This is a genomic window from Algoriphagus antarcticus (genome assembly GCF_002150685.1).
GTDB classification, from domain to species: domain Bacteria; phylum Bacteroidota; class Bacteroidia; order Cytophagales; family Cyclobacteriaceae; genus Algoriphagus; species Algoriphagus antarcticus.
The window spans coordinates 82,734-103,935 of sequence record NZ_MSSW01000031.1; the positions used below are offsets into that span (position 1 = coordinate 82,734).

14 protein-coding genes and 1 pseudogene are annotated in these 21,202 nt (G+C 40.9%); 10 read left to right on the top strand and 5 right to left on the bottom strand.

Features of this window, described 5'->3' with window-relative positions:
* The first annotated feature begins 5 nt into the window (after window positions 1-5).
* The 8 genes from BVH04_RS11915 to BVH04_RS11950 all read left to right on the top strand — a co-directional run bounded on the left by BVH04_RS11915 (window position 6) and on the right by BVH04_RS11950 (window position 15,206).
* A complete protein-coding gene (locus BVH04_RS11915; protein WP_086541695.1) occupies window positions 6-2,900 on the top strand; it encodes a hypothetical protein in 2,895 nt (964 codons plus the stop codon).
* A gap of 2 nt (window positions 2,901-2,902) precedes the next feature.
* On the top strand, window positions 2,903-4,366 hold the full coding sequence (locus BVH04_RS11920) for a contractile injection system tape measure protein (RefSeq protein ID WP_086541696.1): 1,464 nt from the start codon (window positions 2,903-2,905) through the stop codon (window positions 4,364-4,366).
* Window positions 4,360-5,733, top strand: a complete 1,374-nt coding sequence (locus BVH04_RS11925) for an ATP-binding protein (protein ID WP_086541697.1) — start codon at window positions 4,360-4,362, stop codon at window positions 5,731-5,733. The genes BVH04_RS11920 and BVH04_RS11925 overlap by 7 nt, the downstream gene beginning before the upstream one ends.
* A gap of 69 nt (window positions 5,734-5,802) precedes the next feature.
* Window positions 5,803-6,987, top strand: a complete 1,185-nt coding sequence (locus BVH04_RS11930; protein ID WP_086541698.1) for an eCIS core domain-containing protein — start codon at window positions 5,803-5,805, stop codon at window positions 6,985-6,987.
* A complete protein-coding gene (locus BVH04_RS11935) occupies window positions 6,987-7,466 on the top strand; it encodes a hypothetical protein (protein WP_086541699.1) in 480 nt (159 codons plus the stop codon). The genes BVH04_RS11930 and BVH04_RS11935 overlap by 1 nt, the downstream gene beginning before the upstream one ends.
* 24 nt (window positions 7,467-7,490) lie before the next feature.
* Window positions 7,491-8,630 (top strand): eCIS core domain-containing protein, encoded by a 1,140-nt coding sequence (locus BVH04_RS11940; protein ID WP_086541700.1) that lies wholly within the window; start codon window positions 7,491-7,493, stop codon window positions 8,628-8,630.
* Between the two features lie 173 nt (window positions 8,631-8,803).
* Window positions 8,804-14,086, top strand: a complete 5,283-nt coding sequence (locus BVH04_RS11945; protein WP_086541701.1) for an eCIS core domain-containing protein — start codon at window positions 8,804-8,806, stop codon at window positions 14,084-14,086.
* A 1-nt stretch (window position 14,087) separates the two neighbouring features.
* Window positions 14,088-15,206, top strand: coding sequence for an outer membrane protein assembly factor BamB family protein (locus BVH04_RS11950; protein WP_086541702.1), 1,119 nt, complete (start codon window positions 14,088-14,090; stop codon window positions 15,204-15,206).
* 139 nt (window positions 15,207-15,345) lie between these two features.
* On the opposite strand, the gene BVH04_RS25455 is transcribed toward BVH04_RS11950, so the two are convergent.
* A complete protein-coding gene (locus tag BVH04_RS25455) occupies window positions 15,346-15,513 on the bottom strand; it encodes a hypothetical protein (protein WP_169714419.1) in 168 nt (55 codons plus the stop codon).
* 233 nt (window positions 15,514-15,746) lie between these two features.
* Between BVH04_RS25455 and BVH04_RS11955 the strand changes: the two genes are divergently transcribed.
* Window positions 15,747-16,688 (top strand): tetratricopeptide repeat protein, encoded by a 942-nt coding sequence (locus tag BVH04_RS11955; RefSeq protein WP_086541703.1) that lies wholly within the window; start codon window positions 15,747-15,749, stop codon window positions 16,686-16,688.
* Between the two features lie 224 nt (window positions 16,689-16,912).
* Here BVH04_RS11955 and BVH04_RS11960 read toward each other — a convergent pair whose 3' ends face one another.
* Together BVH04_RS11960 and BVH04_RS26115 are read right to left on the bottom strand one after the other, a co-directional pair.
* On the bottom strand, window positions 16,913-17,338 hold the full coding sequence (locus BVH04_RS11960; protein ID WP_240510909.1) for an STAS/SEC14 domain-containing protein: 426 nt from the start codon (window positions 17,336-17,338) through the stop codon (window positions 16,913-16,915).
* 268 nt (window positions 17,339-17,606) lie between these two features.
* Window positions 17,607-17,714 (bottom strand): annotated as a pseudogene (locus BVH04_RS26115) (ribose-5-phosphate isomerase); the annotation flags it as partial.
* 286 nt (window positions 17,715-18,000) lie between these two features.
* Here BVH04_RS26115 and BVH04_RS11970 point away from each other — a divergent pair.
* The gene (locus tag BVH04_RS11970) at window positions 18,001-19,635 is read left to right on the top strand and encodes a S8 family peptidase (protein WP_086541704.1); all 1,635 of its coding nucleotides are present in this window, start codon (window positions 18,001-18,003) and stop codon (window positions 19,633-19,635) included.
* A gap of 129 nt (window positions 19,636-19,764) precedes the next feature.
* Here the strand turns inward: BVH04_RS11970 and rpiB are convergent, their stop codons facing one another.
* Both rpiB and tatC read right to left on the bottom strand, forming a co-directional pair.
* Window positions 19,765-20,202 carry a ribose 5-phosphate isomerase B gene (gene rpiB, locus BVH04_RS11975; protein ID WP_086541705.1) on the bottom strand — a complete coding sequence of 146 codons (438 nt, stop codon included), beginning with the start codon at window positions 20,200-20,202 and terminating at the stop codon, window positions 19,765-19,767.
* A gap of 125 nt (window positions 20,203-20,327) precedes the next feature.
* Window positions 20,328-21,185 (bottom strand): twin-arginine translocase subunit TatC, encoded by an 858-nt coding sequence (tatC, locus tag BVH04_RS11980; RefSeq protein ID WP_086541706.1) that lies wholly within the window; start codon window positions 21,183-21,185, stop codon window positions 20,328-20,330.
* Window positions 21,186-21,202 lie beyond the last annotated feature (17 nt).

The window sequence follows — 21,202 nt, forward strand, 5'->3', positions numbered from 1 at the left end:
AAATCATGGGTAACGTACTAGACAGCATCAGTAAAGACAATACCCGCTTTACTATTTTTGAAAACAACCAGGTATTAACGGCGGATCAATTAAATGATTTATTTAATTATCTGGATGTGCAAACCCGGACAACTCGTACCCGGGCAATTGGGGTAGGTATCATATGCGGCCTTGAAATCGGTGTGCTTGAAAACAAGCGTCTTGTTCTATCAAAAGGTACTGCTATTACTACAGATGGCGACCTCCTTTCATTAGATTTTGATCAGGAGTTTGATCAGTATGAGGTATTTGAAGACCTAAATGCAAAGTACCCGTATTTTCAATTAGATACTAATCAACGGATTCCCTTATTCGAACTACGAAACAGTCAGCTGGTTGGCGCCGTGCCCGGGCTAGAATTGGCGTCGCTAGAAAACACGACTGGCACCACATTTAAAGATTATGTGGGTATACTGTACCTGGAGGATTATGACAATGATCCTGATTTATGCACCGGAACAGATTGTGATAATAAGGGCATCACTGCGGTTAAAGATATAAAAGTACTATTAGTGCATATAAACAATGTTCGCACGTTGCTACAAAGCATGCCTGCCATGAATAAAGACTACTTTAAACTAGAAGATATCTATATCCCGAGAGTAAAAGTGAGTATTGCGATCGATACTTTTAACGAGCTAAATGCCTCATTTAATAATGTGCTATCTATAAAAGACGACATTAAAGCTAAGTTGATTAAAGCCTATCAAACATGCCAAACCATCATAGAAGATCAGTTTGATAACGGCGATCCTACCACAGGCTGGAGCACTTTGCTCGATCAACATTTTACATCAGGGAGCAGTACATCAAGCCAATATGTTTATGATTTTGCCCGTGATATCAGCTATGCCTACAATGAAATGAGGGAAAGCTTATTTTCTGATGATATGCTATGCTGCCCAGATGTGGACTTGTTTCCAAAACACATACTATTAGGCTTGGTTAGGGATGCTAGTGTGAAAAACCCGATTGTACCTTTCGATATTAGAAATTCAACTCTAATTGATATATCTCCTATAGCATCCACCAATTTTTCTACGCTACTGCAACCAAAGCTTAGTTTACTTAGAAATATCCGTTTCAATCCCGGCACATTTATAAAAAGATTTAATAAGCGTCACATTGACCTGGAGTACCGCCATCACTTTTATGAATCGCCCATTCTAAACATTAACGATGAGGTAAATGAATTTACCAGATTTTGTTTCATGCGATTGCATAGCATGATCACAAACTTCAAAGTTCCGACTGTGGTCGAAGTCCAAAATTTAGTTAGAGGCCTAAAAATTACCCCAAGTTATTATGAAGATGCGGCATTAGGAGAGCGTAGCATTCCTTTTTATTATCGTGTTAACCCCAACTTGCCCATAAATTTATACTGGAATTTTAACGCAAATAATCGCAAAAAAGAAAACCAACTACTATCCTATCACTCAAACACGTATTCTGAAGTTAACCAAGCAACACTCAACCCATTAAACTTCAACATTTTGAAATATAACTTTTTCAGAATTGAAGGACATATCGGGTTTATTCGGGCCGATGTAGAAGCTGCATTGAATAAAGTGATTTTAGAAAACAATCTACCTATAAATATACAAGCAGTACAGGTTGAGAAAAAATTGGAGACCATACCGCCTAGGCCCTGGTTTTTTCCGCATTTATATATGTACGAAAAATCATTAAAAAGTACGTTTATAGACCGTTTGGATCACGCCGATTTGGTAAACGATAATTTGCGAGCCAAAGATCAAAGCATTCCGGTAACAGAATTTAAAACCGCCAAACAAAACGTGTTAGATAATGCTCGGGATATTGGCGATCCGCAATTTAATTTTATGAGTTACAGATCGGCAATAACCAATGTAATGAGCGCCACTACCAACGTAAAAGCGCAAACCAGTAAATATGCTTTTTCAAATACTGCCATACCACATGATTTTATTTTAAACGCAGATATTCTACGTAAAACAGATGTAATTTCGGGAATTTACCAGGAGACGGTGATCAAGAAGAAAACCGGACTGATGCTTGGGAATTTCATGAAAGATAACCCGGGTCTAGAACATAACGGGGGTGTAATGAGGGGCGGCACATTTATAATTGTTTACACAGCAGATGACCAACGGGTGGTAGCCGATTTTATGCTTCCTTATGCAAGTATTGATAAGGATGTAATTCCCAATCCGCCAGTTTATATGCCGCCTATCCCGTTGCCAACTGGTCCGCCAATTATACCGAGATTCCCGATTGAAGATATTTTTGAAATTAAACCGCATTACGTGAAAAATTTCGAAGACAAGATTGTTCCCTACGTTAAGGAAATAGATTTTGACACAAAACTAACCAATCGGTTTAATCCGAAAATTGCGGAAATTGAAAGTAAGTTTGATTTAAAGTTGGCTATTACGAATACTAAAGTGGATGGTATCAGTCCACAAATTGCTGGCTTCGATCAACGTCTAAAAGATAATTCTCAATTGTTTAACAGCGTGCTCACTAAGGATTTGCGAAATGTAGCTGTACCTAATATAGGCACTGTTTTCGGTGCCAAAAACCTGACTAACGAAGTAGAAAATTTCGCCAGAAATCGTAAAATCTTAGAAGAAATGCCATTAGATGCACCGGGACGTGATGTAATAGAAAAAACGGTTATAGAATCCGCTAATGATTTAACCGAAAAATTAAACGATCAGGCGGTGTTGGGTGATCAAGCGAATAGCATGGTTGTGAAAAGTATTCTGGCGGATGTACACAGCGGCACCAGCCTGGTACAAAATCTAGATTTAAAAGGCCAGGCTAACACCATAGCAGAACGGGCCAATACCATAAACAGAGGCTTTAAGTTTAACCGTTAACAATGAGTGGCGATGTAATAATCCGCAAGCAAAAGATTAATATCAAGGTGGGTAATAAAAAACTTGCGTTTGACTGCCAGCAAACGATTAATGAGCAGGTAAGTGATGAATTGGTAAAAATGTACGAACGGATTTTTCCCCAAACCACGCACCCAGACCAGTATATCGCCATTGATTCTATTAAGGTTGACTTGGGCGTAATTTCTGTTTATGATTTCCAGAACCGTTTTTATCAACTAATAGAGCAACAACTGCTGATTGAATTGCGAAAACAGTTTGAAAAGAGTCCCGAGCTTACCACCGTTTCTACTAGTTATACAGAACCGCCATTAGACGCTACGGAAAAAGAGGCTGAAACTATTCAATACAGTTCGGCCAGTGCGCAGGAAAGTGCTGCCCTAGTTTACTTTTTAGAAAAAGGTTTTTATCCTTGGTGGTATAAAAAAAGCAAAAGGAAAACGCCTGATGAAATTTTAAAAGGATTTGATGAAATACAACAAAGCAACTTTTTAATACAGATTTACGCAGCATCTAAAAAGCTCTCCGCTTATCATGAAGTCCAACTTATAAAGCGTCTATCCAATTATTTGAGTAATACAATTTATGAAACCTTACTAATAAGTTTAGTAGAGTTGCAGGCAGATGATCGTATTCGGAATAATTTGTTTTTGCTTTTAAATCAGAAGAACCAAATCAGCCAATACTTCCATATTCCTGTGAAGATATTTTACCAGGAGTTCATTCGATTTTTTCTTTTAAATCCAGAGCTGGAAAACGGAATCAAATCATTTTTAGCTAGTTTAAATCAAAGCTTCCCCTTAGCGCCTGAAGATTTAAAACCCCAAGCAAAATTTTTAGAAGGCTTAGATGAACATATACTTTCTATTTTAGAAAAGAAGTTGGACCCTTTTCCAGAATTACCTGCTAGAGTAAAAAAAAGCAAGTCTATTAATCTTGAAGACCCTGAAGGGATATATATTGAAAATGCTGGTTTGGTTCTTTTACACCCGTTTTTGCCAGTTTACTTCCAAAATTTAGGTTTAGTAAATGATGCTCGGCAATTTATATCCGAGGAAGCGAAAGTTAAAGCATCCATACTACTATACTATTTGCAAGAAGGCACTGCCGACTATAAAGAATGGGAAATGGCGCTTAATAAAATTTTATGCGGAATAGAAACAACCGAAGTAATTGAAAGCGAAATAGAACTATCAGAACAAGAAATAAAAGAATCAAAACTGCTTTTGCAAACCGTGGTTGGTTATTGGACAGCCCTGAAGGGCGCCAGTCCAGAATCTCTTCAAGAAACTTTCCTTAAACGGGAAGGTAAAATAACTTTTAAAGAAGATTTTTGGTTAATACAAGTAGAAAAAATGGGAGTGGATATACTTTTAGAGCGCCTGCCATGGGGAATAGGAACTATCAAACTGCCTTGGCTAAAAGAAATAATCTACGTAGAATGGTAAGCGAAATCCCTTCAATAAAAAGAGAAGCATATCACTTAAATGCGCTAGCTCTACTAGATGAAATCAGCTGGTTTGAAACAGTTATTCAGACTCGTCTAAAACTCCACTATAGACAAGAGGCCGAGGTAAATTCAATTTTTGAAATCCCTGCACCACAATTACTTAGTGAAGAATCTATTTATGCAGAGTTTGTTAGCTTTTACCAACTGTCTGTTTCTGAGCGCCTAATACTCATGTTAGCATTAGTACCACATGTAAGTCCGCAGATATTAGATGTTTTTCTCATCCAAAATTCTACTACCAATCGAGGTTTTACGGAATTTGGTGGCTTAAAAGGTGCTGCACATAGCGGCTTTATTCCCACAGCAGAAACAGCTTTATTTTTACTTTCAGGCAATGATTTGGGCAAACGTTTTAAAGCCCAGCAATTATTTGATGCTGAACATTTATTTAAAATTCACAATATCTTATATCTGGCACCATCTCCCGCCAATGAACCTATTTTTTGCGGTCAGCTTCTAATTAACGACGAGTATGTAGATTTATTTACAGCAGGAAAACTTCGTAAGCCGAACTTCAGCATGGATTTTCCGGCTAAAAGAATCACCTCTCCACTTGATTGGCAAGATTTAGTAGTAGAAGAGCATACCATGGATCAACTAAACGACATCATAATTTGGTTGGAACATGGCAGCAAGTTGATGAATGAGTGGGGAATGAAAAAACAACTAAAACCGGGTTACAAAGCGCTATTTCATGGCCCTCCCGGAACAGGTAAAACACTTACGGCTGGCCTATTTGGCAAATATGCCGGTTTGGATGTTTACCGGGTGGATCTTTCTATGGTGGTTTCTAAATACATTGGCGAAACCGAAAAGAATTTAGAAAAGGTTTTCGCAAAGGCTGAACATAAAAATTGGATTTTATTTTTTGATGAAGCTGATGCCCTCTTTGGAAAGAGAACATCGATTTCGGATGCACATGACAAATATGCCAACCAAGAAATAGCTTACCTCCTCCAACGGCTTGAAGATTACAACGGCCTGGTAATTTTATCATCCAATATGAGGAGCAACGTGGATGAAGCGTTTGGCCGACGGCTTCAATCTGTTATTCATTTCCCTGTACCAAAAGCCGAAGGACGTTTAAAATTATGGCGAAATACATTTAGTGATCAATCACAACTAGCAGTCGATTTAGACCTTACGGCCATAGCTGAAAAATATGAACTTGCAGGAGGTTCTATTATCAACGTAGTTCGATATGCATCCCTAATGGCAATCAGTCGAAAAGAAAGCGTGATACGCCAGTCTGATATTCTGACCGGAATTAGAAAAGAATTGAGAAAAGAAGGAAAAACGGTATAACAATCTAGCTCCCTCCATTTTTTAATCGGTGTCGAGGGGGATGAACCTTTTCACTAAAAAATCAATATTATGCCAAAGCTTGTATTTGCATCCTCTGGAGATAAAACAGCAACATCAACAACTAGTGATATAAGGACTTCCATGTCAAAAGATCCTTTGAAAACTGATGAATCTCCATCTCCTTTTACTATACAAACAAAACTAACTGTTGGCTCTAAGGATGATCCGCTCGAAGAAGAAGCAGATAATATGGCAAATCAGGTTATGCGAATGCCTGAAAATTCCTTTATCCAAAGAAAGTGTCACGAATGCGAAAAGGAAGATCAAGTACATAGAACTCGCTTAACCGATTCGATAACACCTCAAATTCAGGCAAAGGGGGATGGCAATTTTTCCGTTAATGAAGCCTCCGCCAGTTCCATTAAGGCTACTTTAGGATCAGGATCACGACTTGATAAGCATACAAACAACTTCATGAGTGAGCGGTTTGGGCATAATTTCAATGATGTAAAAATTCACAACGATAGCCGGTCCGCCCAGTTAAGTAATGATCTACATGCAAAAGCATTTACAATAGGAAAAGATATTTACTTTAACCAAAACAAATATAATCCAGCCTCCGAAAATGGCAAACATTTATTGGCACATGAGTTAACCCATACAATACAACAAAGAAATAAGGCAATGAGAGTACAAAAACTAGATCTTTCATTGCATACTTTCAGTAAAGGCTCTTGTGGCGAACGCAATGTTCAGTGGGTATTTGCACTAAGCAATGCCGCACCAGATGACGGTTACTTAGTACAGCATATCAGATCATTAGAAACGATGGCAGCTTGCCCCTCTGATATAAGTTACACTGAATTAGCACCCAAATTAGAATTCTGGGAGGCATGGAAAGTAAAAAAAGGTGATAAACTTGATTGGACAACTGTCCGGGACGCTTGGACAGATGGGAGCACCCGACCTGGCCAACCAAATACCAGTGGCACACAAACCTCATTGGGAACTATTAAATTTTTTACAAAAGCAGTAACCGGAGATTTAGGCGATTATGGCGTGGCTCCTGTAGGCAATCCTGCCTGGGGACCAGGTAAAGTACCATTAAGTGGCGATTTAACTTCTACCGCAACACAACCATCCTGGTTTTCTGGAGCAGCTACCGAAGGGCCATCAAACCGTTGGGCAAGTTCTTGGTGGAATTGTTGCGGAGAAGAAAGTAAACACTTTAGCAAAGTTGAGTCTAAACCGTAATGACTACAGAACAAGAAAAAATGAGGAATTTGATCGGGAAGCTACCGTCTTGGGGAAATGGTGATTTTACGGAACAAGAATGGAAGGCTTATTTGCAATGCGCCAATTATATCCAGCGAGTTGAAAAACACGACGTTATACAACTTCTGGAAATTATTGAACACAAATACACAAGCCAACCTGATAGTGATAAGATTCAATCCAAGTTGTTTATCCTTTTAAGGATCTTGTTTGATATTCCGTTAAGTGGCAATGTTACTTCAAGAAAATCATTCAAAGGTTGGGAAAACTGGCCTGCGGAAAACGAATCTGGCGAAGTTAATTTAAGCTGGCCAGTTACCTGGAAAAATAACCAACCGCACCTTGAAAGTAACTACGAGGGATCGTTAGGAAAATCATATGCATCGGTAAAAGAATATACGTATTTTCAAAATTTATATAACTACAGAAATATAGCTGATAAACTACATTCGGATTAACATACATATTTTGTAAATATAAAGATGAAAGCAGATGCTATTACCGAACACGCACGATACTCTCGTGTCCGTGTCCCAGAACAAGGTCAGGAAACAAATCATCTATTAAATAGAACGGCGAATCGCTTACCTATCCAAGCCAAATTAACAGTAGGTGCCGTCGAAGATACTCTCGAGCAAGAAGCAGATGCCATGGCAGACAAGGTAATGCGAATGCCTCATCAAACCTTCGTTCAGCGTAAATGTGCTAATTGCGAAGCCGAAAAAAAGGTGCAAAAGAAAGCATCAGTTAATGGAATTGCGTCTACACTCCAAAGCGGAACAGGATCGGCGGTAAATCAATCAACTGCTGATGCTATAACATCATCGGCAGGTGGAGGAAATAGAATGGATGCCGAAACAAATAGTTTTATGAGCAAACGTTTCGGCAATGATTTTAGTGAGGTGAAAATACATGCAGACACTGAATCTGTTAACATGAACCGGGATTTAAATGCCCGGGCGTTTACCGTAGGGCGGGATATATATTTTAATGAAGGCGAATATCAGCCCACATCGGCACAGGGAAGAAAACTATTGGCTCATGAATTAACACACACTATTCAGCAAGGGCAAGGCACAGTGGGACAGGTGCAAAGAACCCCCGCTGCAACGCTGGCCGCACAACGGCGAACCATCATAAGCAATGCCCGGGCTCGTGCTTTTCATCGGGTTAACGTGGCATATTTAAATATTAATGGTACGTCACCCCACTTTAACCAATCTGAAGAAATGGCCAGAGTACAGGGTCTAATTGCTCCAGATATAGTGAATTTTGAACAAATTGTAGAAATTGTTGGCTCTATGATGACTAAGCTAAGTTCTGATAGCAACATAGAAATTGGGCCGGAAATTAGTCAGTGTACCGGCGAAATGGGCTGGGAGGCATACGTTACCGGAAACCGATTGCCTATACATTTATGTAACCGATTCTTCACGCAAAGCCCTGAACAGCAAACCAGAACATTAATTCATGAAGCTGCACACGCTGCTGGAATTGGAGAAGCAAGTGGAGAAAGCTATTTCATTCTTTTTGATTGTGGTGCTTCAACAGCGGATAATTGGTTAGTGGCCGATGCTTGGGCCAGATATATCCATTGTGTAAGTGGACAAACTCCAGATTAATCTTCCATTTTTTTTCACTTTCTATTTAGTTAACGATTTTAAAGATATCCTTTTTGGCCTATTCATCAAAAAAAGATGTCCCTGAAAACATTTTAAGATCCCCAAAATATAATTCAATTCCTTCTCCTTTAATGATCCCCTTGGCGGGATATTCTCATTAATCCTACTCAAAAGTGAAAGAAGCTGTTGTTTCAGAACCTGCTGTTAGTTCAGCCGCCTCGGCTCAGCAACAAAGTTTGCAGCAAACAGATTTTTTACCTGCGGACGCTTCTACCGGTTTATTTTTCCAAACAAAGTTAACTGTAGGATCGCCGGATGATCCGCTCGAAAAAGAAGCAGATGATACCGCTGCAAGCATCATGCGAATGCCGGAAAACTCGTTCATTCAGCGTAAATGTGCAAACTGTGCGGAAGATGAAAAAATCCACAAAAAAGAAATAACTGTTGCCGAACAGAAAGTACAGCGTGAAGAAGCCACGGAGCAAACCCCAGAAAGTGCACCACCCACACCACTTCCCTTTCACTTAATCCGGCCTGAAGATCTGCAACTTCGCCAGCCTTCACTACCCCCCGTCAGACTTTTTCCTACCAACGGTTTATCATTAGGGGTTCCGCCGCTTACAGTGCCAGACTCTACTACAGGAGGTTCGCCAACTGCAAAGATTGATTGGTTTGCCATGAATCGCCCGTTTTCTAATCGTGGTGTTGGTCAATTAACGAGTTCGGATGCCCGGGCAATTGAAGCACATTGGAATTATTCCTTTGGGTTTTTCCGATCTATAGGTGCCACACCCCCCCATGCCATTTTCTTCTCTAACATGTTGGTGCCGATGGCCATAGACTCTTCTTTACAGCGAGACTATTCTACCTGGTGGGAGCGTACGGATCGTGAGTTAGGCACCTCTTCCAAAATTTTAAGTCCTACTATTATTCGTTTTGATTTGGATAATCTTTTTGGCACGATACGCCCTTTTTGGGACCCCTCGAATCCGTACTTAATTCAGCGAAAAAGTGAAGCGACTACAACGGGAATTGCCAGTGAAAGCACTAGTAATTTAATAAATGCTTCAAAAAGTGGTGGTAGCCAAATTCCTGATCAAACTAAAACCTTTATGGAAACCAGATTTGGTTATGATTTTTCGGATGTTAGGATACATTCAGGGAACGATGCAACTACCATGTCTCGTGATTTAAATGCCAAAGCGTTTACGGTAAGCAACCATATATATTTTAATCAAGGTAATTTTTCGCCGAATACATCCGAAGGAAAACAATTATTGGCTCATGAATTGACCCATACTTTACAACAAGGAGGAAGTGCTGTTAAAAAGAAATCCCTATCGAAAGATACTTCTGAAAAGCACGTCAACCTTGGTCAATCATTCATTCAACGGAAATTTCAAACACAAAATACTGTTACACCGTCCGAATCGAAAACCACAGCAGAGAATGAAATTCAACCGAAAAAGCTTTTCAGTCAAACTAAAAACTTTCATAATAGCCTGGATGCTAGTGCGCCTCCTGATGATCCGCAAGGATTTACAGGTGCTACGACCACACAACGTGTTCAAACCAAAGCGGAAGTCACTACTGATTTCTCAACCGATGTTGTTCAATCCAACTCCCGGATAACGGATGTTCGAATAAAACAAAATCCAGAATACACATTCATCCAAAGAAAATGCGCTGGCTGTGAGCAGGACGAAAAAATACAACGAAAAGAATCACACCGCAACTTTTTAATTCCGGCTTCTAAACCAGCTAATAACCAATATGCAAATGAGCTCGTAAAAGCACCTTTGAAATCACCTACAATCATTCAACGAGGTGTTTTAGGTGATGCCTGGGATGCCACAGGCGGAAGAGCGGTCTCGGCCATTGGAGGTGCTGCTACGACTGTATATGATGCGGCTGGAAATGCCATTTCTCATGCAGTTGAATGGGTAGAAGATCAAGCGGAAAGCATCATTAATCGAATTGCTCCAGGTTTAATCGATTTCCTACGTGGAGATATCATTCAGAATATTAAAGATTCACTTGCAAGAGCCGTTGATGCCGCTACCGGTGGTTTGTTTAGCAGACTACAGGCTGAAGGTCTACAGGGCGTTTTGGAAGATTTTATAAGTAGTATTATCGAAACCGTAACCGGAGCTGTAGAAGGTGGATGCAATGCATTTGCGATTTTAGCTCGTAAGGTGTTGGATTTTATCAGGGCACTTGGTGGTGCTGCGTTACAACGGATTGTAGCCTTTTTTAGGCGTGTTGGTGGACTACTCTCCTCTTTCTGGAATAATTTCGCTCTACCTATTTGGGATGCGATTAAGTCATTTGCCGGAACAGTTTGGGATTGGATTACCCGCACCGCAGCCTGGTTATGGGATTTAATAGCTCCTATCCGTAATGCTGTTGCCCGGGCATGGAACTGGCTGATGAGGCAATTTGGTATTGCATGGCGAGCAGGAGGCTCTGTTTTAGATTGGTTAAAAAATAAAGCTCAACAAGCCTGGAATTGGTTAATGGACGTTATTGAACCGATTAAAACCCCCTTAATGATTATAGGGGGAATTTTAGTAATGCTTTCGCCGCTAGGGCCAATAGTGGCAATTGGGGCTGGCGCATACGCTATTTATCGAGGAGTTCAATGGGTTCGCGAAAACTGGAACAACGAAGTCTTTGTGCGCTTTCGCAATTATTTAAAAGAACATGTATTTGATGTAATTGGAAGTGCCATAGAATCGCTTAAAAACTCGGTAGTTGGTGCGTTTAGCTGGCTTGCAAGTACTATATTATCCTTGCAGACACCCGTTGTTAGATTGCTCGAAAATATAGGTGCGTTTGCCCTTTTTAGGATTGTTAGAAGTGGCATTCAAACCTTTGCAAACCTCATTACACGTGCTGTAAATTGGGCTGGAGCACGGCTTGCCGAAATAGGTCACCATATTATAAATGTAGCTCGAGACATTTGGGAGTTTATTCGTCCGTACGCTATCATTATAGCCAAAATTACAATCCTGACCCTCAATCCGTGGTTGTTGCCACCGGTTTTAGCCGCTTGGGCTTGGCGTATTCTGCCAGATTGCTTCAAACCACCAATTATTGATTTTGTAATTGGCATCATGGTTAGCGTGCTAAGATCTATGCCTAATTTTAAAATGTTCGGCGAATCCTGGCCGGTGGCAAAGCAACACATTATTGAACATCTTCAAGTAGCGTTGAATTCTGCCGAAGAAGAGAAAATACGTATGAGCAACCGAATTGCAGAAATGGTTTCTGAGCTAGATTTAGAACTTATCAGCAACCAGATTGAAGCGGTAAGGCAATCCCCTACATATCTTGACTTGGAATTACAAGCTGAGCTTCTAGGAATTAATGGTACTCAAGCGTTACCCTTTGAAAACAGTAGTACACTAAGTGAGCAGGTTCCGGCATTGGCAGAAGCTGGTACGGATGGTGCTACCGCCGATCTTCTTTCAAGATCTACATATTCATCATCAGACATTGAAGTAGAAGAAGTAGGTATGCTGCATTTGGAACCCGAAGTTCAGCAACAACTTTTAGCATCTCCGAACGGGGAAATTATCATGGATGATCAGGCACATGATGGAAACCGTACTATCCGTGCCTTGCTGGGTGATCTTACTTCTACCGAAGAATCGGAACCTGAAACGGCTCCAAGTGCTGATTTTGCAGCGACTACCGCACTAAGCGCAACCGCACCAGTTGAGCCCGCACGGCCATTAACTCAGGAGGAACTGACAGAACAGCAACTTGGCGAAATGATTCGTACTTCAGATGAAAGTTCAGCAACAGCGGCCTGTGAAGAAAGTAATCAACCTGATACAGGTGGTCAAATTCCTGATGAGTTAAAAATTGGTCCGCTTACCGAAAGGCAAAGAGCCCAATACATGCGCAGCCAAATGTGGAACTCTGTAAAAAAATGGTTCCGTTGTAATTGGCATTGGGTGGTGCCTTCAGCCATCCTGGCCATTATTGCCTTAATAGCCCTGGAAATTGTATCTGGAGGAACGGTTACCATAGCATTCGAAGTTATTGGCGCTATTATGATGGGAGTAGCAGCCGTGAAGGCAGTCGCCTCGATTGCACAATTTGGTGTTAATTCATTACTGGGTCAAATAACTGCGGCAGCAAGAAATTTTGCAAATGCAATGGCGGTGCTGGCTATTGAACTCGTGATGGCACTAACTTTTGGGCTCGGTGATACCGTTCGCTCTACGCAACGTGGACTCCAGTCTGCCTGGCGAATTGCTTCAGGAACGGGAAGAGCTGTAGGAAGAGGAGTAGCCAGAGGTGCCAGAGCGGTTGGCCGTGCAGGACGAGCGTTAGTACGCGGAGAAGTAAGGCAGGCAGGATCCATATTAAGAACGGCCGCTCGTGGCTATGTAAGACGTGGCCGGGTAGTGATGGCCGGCGTTGGCAGACGATTCGGAGCAGGATATAAAAACTTGAGGCAATTGGCCAGAGCTCTTTACGAACGGGTGCGGTTTAGAAGGTTTAAATTAAGCCACGAAGGACGAATGTTTCAGCTCTGGGGAGAAATTAATCCATGGGTATTATTGGCAAACGGCACCTTAACGTTTATTACTGAAGATGAAGCACGAGCTTTAACAAATGTGCGCCGAGGCCGGGCATTGGTTGGCAGGGAGGTACATTTACCTCAGGGTTCGGGAGTAATTGTTGATGCTTCCAGATCTGCTAATGAAGCTTCTAATCTAGCTAGTTTACTCCGCGGAAATGCTGCTTCAGGAGGAGAAATCGCTTTTAATCGGGCATTCTATCAATCGCTAATTGATTCTGGTCAGGTTGGTGCTCGAAATGTTTACGAGGTTTTTGGAGAAGTTTTAATACAGCGTTCGGCCGGTTTGAGCAGAATGGTTACCGAGGGCACTGCTTCTCGGTCGCAATTGCAGGCGGTTTTTAGAAACGTTTTGGCGAATGGTGATGAAGGAGCTTTAAACATCATGGCTCGAAATCTTGAAAAAGTAAGCCAGCACGTTCCACCAGGATCAAATTTATCACGTTTGTTATCTGAACTTGCCCATCCGCAAAGAAATAAGTTTGTTGGCGGTGAGTTCACTTTGAATTTTATTGCAGCCCAAAGTGATGATTTTATCCGTTCGATACGTAATTTCGAAGAAATGGCAACCATTGCCGGAAATATCAGAAGGTATGATATGGTTACCAATACACTAAGATTTGAATTTAAAAATTGGGGTGACTTTAGAAATATGGCCTCACTAATTGACCAAATCGTATTTGATTTTAGACTTTTAGGGGGTGATATGAGTACAATGCGTTATGTGTTTTCATCAAGATTAGGATCACATGCCGGGATAATAACAGAAATTACTACGAGGTTGAACTCGATAAGACGGATTAGTGCCACAGAGCGGAGGCAAATATTAGACTTGATACAAAATATGGTTATCGTTCATTAATATGCAAGATTACAAACAGCTTCTATTTACTAATGAACGGGTTTTACCGTATCAGACGAGAGATTTAAATTACCCATTGAGCGATAAAATAATAGCGGAGGATGTTGTAGGTCTCCCAAAGATCACTGATGATTATCTCATTTATTCCAACACGAAAAAAGAAGTAGTTATTCTTTCATATAAATCTGCCGAAGCATGTACCATTTCATTACCGTCAAATAAAAAAAAAATCGATAACAGTGACCTGCAATTAGTCGTTTCCGATGATCATGTATTGGTTTACTTACACGGAAAGGTTTATACCATAAGCATTCACCAAAAAATAATCATAGATGAGACAAGTATTTTTTGCACAGGTTTAGATACTGCTGGATATTTGTACCGCAATCAAATCACCTACAATCCCGGTATAAATAAGTTCGGACTGTTTGATCTAGCCACAAAAGAATCTATATGGACGACAACCCTAAGTAATTATTGTGTGAAAACTTGTGGTAACGATAAAACAGTGATTATTCAGGATGGATTATTTTTAATCCATGCTTATGATAAGAATAACGGCCGTGAATGTTGGACATTCGATCTTAAAAGTCAGCTCAATGAAGACATGAAGTATTTTATGGGTATCAATTCTGTCATGGCTTTACAAGATGATCAGCTAATTTTCGGTTGTAATGATCGCTTGTTCTGTATAGACTCACAAACCGGAAAAAGTATCTGGTCGAAGGCTTTCAAAGGCTTTTCAGCTGCGAACATGTCGGTGTATGAAAATGGAATTATATCATCAGTATCGGCTACTGCTTATTATGAAATTGAAACGAAAACAGGCAATATCTCCTCCTACTTAGATATCAACCAAATTACCAGGGACTTAAATGTATCCTTGTTTACTAAACCCATTTTGACTGCAAATCAAGTGATTGTTTTTTCTGCTATGAACAGTCGTTTGTTCATTTTTTACAGAAGAGACTTCAAACTCGCATATCAATCAGAAGTTTATAACGTTAAGGACAATAACAGATACCAACCAGCAATATCTTCCGGACTAACACCAGTGCTAAAAAATCAATCACTTTTCACTTTGGACATGGATGGGGTATTTCGTGAATACAATAGTTAGGTTTTATTAAGTGGTAGTAAGCCTTGTATGTTTAATCACTTCTGTTTTAAAATACAGCGTCTAATCTTTAACGGTTCTCGTAAAATCAAAGCAATTCCAGTGATAGCCAATCTTTTGTAATGTTATCACTATTTCCCCATTATGTTATTCTTTTGTAAGCAAACGGGGTGACATGCTTAAATGAAGCATAAAATCCAGAAAAAGCGGCGTTCAATCCTGGCAGACAGTTTTTTACTTCGGTTTCATTAGCCAAAGGCAACGCTTCTTCGCCAAGCCATAAATTATTATCCCAACCAAAAAAGCCCATCTTGTTCTCGCAAGATGGGCTTTACTTTTACTTAAATAGAAAAAACCCGACTAGGACTAAAATGCTGGAATACCCGTAATCCGTACAGCAGTCGGATTTAAATCCACTGCACTATTTTTTGAATTAGAAATCCAACACATCTTCCTTAATTTCCAATATAGAAATCCAATTTCCCTATCAGGTTACCTGCTTCTGCCTCGAAACTTTTACTAAACAGCCTTCCTCAAAAACCAATGAAAAAGCGCGTGCTACCCCTTCTTCTTCTTACTTTTTTTGCCTGGTCTTGTAGCCCAAAAAGACCCAAAGAAATGGAAAGCATTTCCCAACGGGACTCCGTATTTACCACTCCACTGGGAGTGAGCTATGTGATCCCGGAGCCAAGCGAAAAAGCTTTGGCACAATATCGACAAGCAAAAACAGCCTCCGAAGCAAATCCCGAAGATGTAGAAGCGCTGATCTGGTATGGTCGTCGCACAGCCTATCTAGGGCAATACCGAGAGGCTATTTCCATTTATTCCAAAGGGATTGAGAAATTTCCAAACGAAGCTCGACTCTACAGGCATAGAGGACATCGCTACATAAGTCTACGGGAATACAAAAAGGCAATTGAAGACCTAGAACAGGCCTCCCTTTTGATCGAGGGCACTGAAAATGAATTGGAGCCAGATGGCATGCCCAATGCCCAAAACATTCCCGTAAGTACCCTGAATGGTAATATTTGGTATCACCTCGGGCTAGCCTATTACTTGGATCATCAGTATGAAAAGGCGTATGAAGCATATATCCAATGCCGCGAAAGTGGCGATCTTTATGATAATATCGTCTCCAGTACACATTGGCTGTATATGATCCAGCAGCGACTCAGCAATTCTGCAAAAGCAGATTCCCTTTTAGCTCCCATCAATCGAGACTCCACAGTAATCGAAAACCAGAGCTATGCTGATCTTTGTCATTTGTATAAGGGCTGGATTCCGGTGGACTCGCTGATCACGGAAGGTGCAGGCAGCCCCTCCAATGATGCCGTTCGCTATGGCGTAGCCAACTGGTATTTATACCACGGAGATTCTGCCCTAGCTAAGCAAATAATGGAAGATCTGGTGAACGAAAAAGCCTTTTCATCTTTTGGCTATCTCGCTGCCGAAAGTGATTTGATTCGGTATTTTGGGAAAAAATAGAAGGTCTATTATATTCAATTGGGATCTTAAGTGCGAAATCTTTCGACCCAATGGATGTAAAATGAAAAGTAAAAACTATGTTAGCTATGTGGCTTTGTGGTGAAAACACCCGTTATGGCGAACCCTAATTTTCTCAATTGTCGTCTCTACCTACAGCAGACAGCTTTTCGACCAAAACTGGTAATGTGTTGGATTCTCTTGATTATGGGCAGGGCCCACGGCCTTTACTTCAACTCAAGCCCCTTGACCCAGCTCAGCGCTTCGGGTTCAGCTTCAAAGATTTTGTAGGGCACAGGTTGCTTTTGGAATGAAAAGATCATTTTTAGAATTCCGCGAATGGCTATGTTAGGGATGACATAGGCAGTTCCAGCACAAAAGGTTTGCATCAGTTCCTCATTTTCCTTCAACCAATCTGCCTGCATCTTTTGATGGGAAAGCTTGGGAATACATGCATTGGATGCATCGAATATTATCGCTAAGTTTTTTTCGTGCCTATAGCAAGCCTTGGTTTGATCGAGGTAGGATTGAAAGTTCTGATCCGTGCTTTTACTTCCGGTAAATACAATTCTTACAATTGGAAAAGAAGATTCGTCGATGATTGCGTAAGGTTCCATAGTTGAGAAAACAAGATTTAGATCAAAGAGTTTCATGCGATAGGATGGTTATTACACTGCAAAGGTCAGAGAGATTTATCTGAGTGCTCGCTGCATATGATTGACAATGATTAACGGGGTTGTGTGATATAGGCTATATTTATTATGTGGTTCAAAAAAATACTGTCCACCCGTTTTGGCGAATCTCACTAATCGACTCTTCTATAAACTGAGAACCCCATCGTGATCTCACAAGATGTGCTTTTTGAACCCTGCATCTGAAATCCGTCACCGGTCAACATTTTTAAGTTTCAAGCAACCTTACTCACACAATCTGGTGTCTTCCACCTTCGAAGTCGGCAGTAAGAAATGTTTCATCTAAGGTCTCCGCCAACTCATAGGAGATAAATAGAGCAAGAAGTGCAAGAACATTTACATTATTATGCTAACAGGAAAGTTCGGCAAGCTCTTCGTTCCAGCAAAGCACAGCGGAAGGCTCTCTGATTTCATGTTTTTTTTAATTTCCTCACGCTCACTCTTTTGATACACTAAGAAACTTCTTTAACAAATACCGGAGGAAACTTGTCCACTTTCCATCCAAAAGGCTAAAATTTGAAAATGACAGTTCAAGTCATCCATTCGAGTAAAACCTACCTTACTTCACCTTTTTTAACAGCTAAAATTCCTCTTTTTTTTAAAAGCTGGCGTTACATTTACCTATGATTAAATTCAATTTCAAACTGTTGGCAGGGTTAGGCATTGGCGTGATGGTAATGGGATGTAACTCCTCTTCCTTAATCACTTCCCCGCCAATAAGTTATCAAAGCAACAGTCCCAAACTAGCTGAACTGACAGAAAAGGAAGCCAAACACTGGGGACATTTAGATTTACAAAAAGACACGATTCCGGGAATGAGCGTAGATCGGGCCTATGCCGAACTTCTGAAAAAGAGAAAAGGCGAGCAGGTTATCGTAGCGGTTATTGATTCCGGGATTGACTTGGATCATGAAGACATCAAAAATGTACTTTGGACGAATCTAGGAGAAAAGCCGGGAGACGGAATCGATAACGACGGCAATGGCTATATTGATGATATCCATGGCTATAATTTCCTCGGAGAATCCTATAACGAGCAAATGGAAATGGCTCGGATTATCCGATTAAAAATTGGAGACGAAGCCTACCAACAAGCTGCCCAATCAAAATTAGATGAGAAGTTTTCTGAAGCCAAATCAGCGCTACCTCAACTCAAGCAAATTGACCAGTTAATTAGCATGGCTGATCAAAATATGCAAAAAGCTTTGGGTAAAGAAGTCTATTCGCTTGCTGACTTGGAAGGCTATCAGCCCAAAAATGCACAAGAAGAGAGAACAGTCGGAATGCTCGCTCAGGTAATTAGTATGGGACAGGAAGTTCCCCTCGCTATCAAAGATCTGCAAGATGGAATCAAGTATTATGGCGAACAGCTCAAATACAATTTGAACGTGGACTTCAATGGACGTATTCCGGTAGGAGACGATCCTTATAACTTTGCCGATACTAACTATGGCAATGGAAATCCAGCAGCCATAGACCCGGAAGAAAGTCATGGTTCGCATGTGGCAGGGATCATTGCCGCTACTCGTAACAATAAAAAAGGGGTAGATGGCGTCGCAAAAAATGTCAAAATCATGTCTATTCGGGCTGTCCCAAATGGAGATGAATACGATAAAGATATTGCTCTCGCCATCCGATATGCTGCAGATAACGGAGCTAAAGTGATCAATGCCAGTTTTGGAAAAGGGTTTTCCCCAAATTCAGAATGGGTACATGAGGCCTTGAACTATGCCGCTTCCAAGGATGTCCTGTTTGTTCATGCTGCAGGGAATGACGGGATTGATCTGGACTCTCCGGAGAACCTTACCTTCCCGAATGACCAACCCGCCTCAAACTCAAAAGAATTGGCCAACAACTACCTTACTGTGGGAGCATTGACGTCAGTTTACGGATCAGACATGATTGCGGTATTTTCCAATTATGGAAAAGAGAATGTGGACATCTTTGCTCCCGGAGACGAGATTTATTCCACTATGCCTAATGATTCTTATGAATTTCAGGGAGGCACTTCTATGGCAGCTCCGGCAGTCACTGGTTTAGCTGCTATGATAAGATCATATTTCCCAAGTTTGAGTGCTGCTCAAGTGAAGAAAATCATCCTAGAGTCTGGAATTTCGCCTGCTCTCAAGGTTCAGGTAGGCGGGCCAGATGGGGAGGAAAAATCTTTTTCGGAAATTTCTAAATCCGGCAAAATAGCAAACTTGTATAATGCACTGATCTTGGCAAGTCAAGTTTCTAATGGAAATGTGAGTTTGTAATTATTTCATTCAGGTAAATAACCTTCCATTTGATTCCAAATCATGCCCATTAAAAAAGCCCATCCTGTTCTCACAAGATGGGCTTTTTTGTTAGCATCGGTCACCCGACATCAAACACCTGACAAGCTATCAGCTACAGGCAATTTTACTCACACGATTCTGGTGTCTTCCGCCTTCGAACTCGGTAGTAAGGAAAGTCTCTGCTAGCTTTTCTGCCAGTTCATAGGAGATAAATCGAGCTGGAAGTGCCAAAACATTTGCATTGTTATGCTGCCTAGACAAAGCCGCCAATTCCTCATTCCAGCAAAGTGCAGCACGGATTCCCTGATGCTTATTGGCGGTAATTGCTACACCATTTCCACTTCCACAGATCACGATCCCAAGGTCATATTCACCAGCTTCTAAAGCTAAACTCAAGGGGTGAACGTAATCAGGATAATCTACCGAAGCGTCGGAAAAAGGGCCGAAGTCTTTTACTTCGTAACCTAGAGATTCTAGTTTGCTAATCATTTTGGCTTTGTATTCAAAACCTGCATGATCTCCTCCTATTGCTATTTTCTTTGTCATAAGTATTTTTTTCAAAAGACCGAAGCGGGAAGACAGGAGACCGAAGTAACCCCTTGTTTCCAACTACATCTCAATCTATTTTCTCCAATCTCTTGATTCTTAAGTCTTACTACTAACGTCTTACCTTAAAGCGCATCATTAACCTCTTCCTTAGCTTTTTTAATCGCTCTCTTCTTTTCCAATCTCTTCGCAATTTGAATTCCAGCTTCATACAAAACCAGTATCGGCATGGCAATCAAGATCTGGCTGATCACATCCGGAGGTGTGATAATAGCTGACAATACCAAGATTACGACTATTGCGTGTCTTCGGTATGATCTAAGCATTCCTGAAGTCACCAATCCTGACATCGCCAAGAAATAAACCACTACAGGAAGCTGGAACATAATTGCTGATGCAAGGACCAACATCGTCAGCGTAGAAATATAAGATGTGATGTCAAATTCATTAAGAATCGACGGATCAAGTTGATAGTTTGAAAGGAAATTGATCGAAAGAGGAGATAGGATAAAGTATCCAAATCCAGCTCCCATGAAGAACAACAAACTCACAAAGAAGACCGCTCCTCTTGCTGCATTCTTTTCCTGATCATATAATCCCGGACTGATAAATCGCCATACTTCCCAGAATACGAATGGAAACGAAGCAATGAATCCCACCACAAAACTCGAAGTCATGTGCATGGTAAACTGACCTGTCATTTGCCTACTTTGAATCGTGAACGGCAGCTCGTCTATACAAAGTGCAGGCAGTCCTACATAATCACTGAGTTCACACAGCCATCTATAGGTTACAAAGTCAACCTTGGAGGGCCCAAGAATAACGACGCCGAATACAAAGCTTTTGGCCAAAAAGGCCGCAACGGATAAAATCAGAATAGCTGCTACTGAACGAAGCAAATGCCAGCGTAATGACTCTAAATGGTCCAAAAAGGACATTCCTCCTTCTTCTTCCTCTTCTTCTTGGTATTGATCTAATGCCACGGGTAGTGTCTAAAATT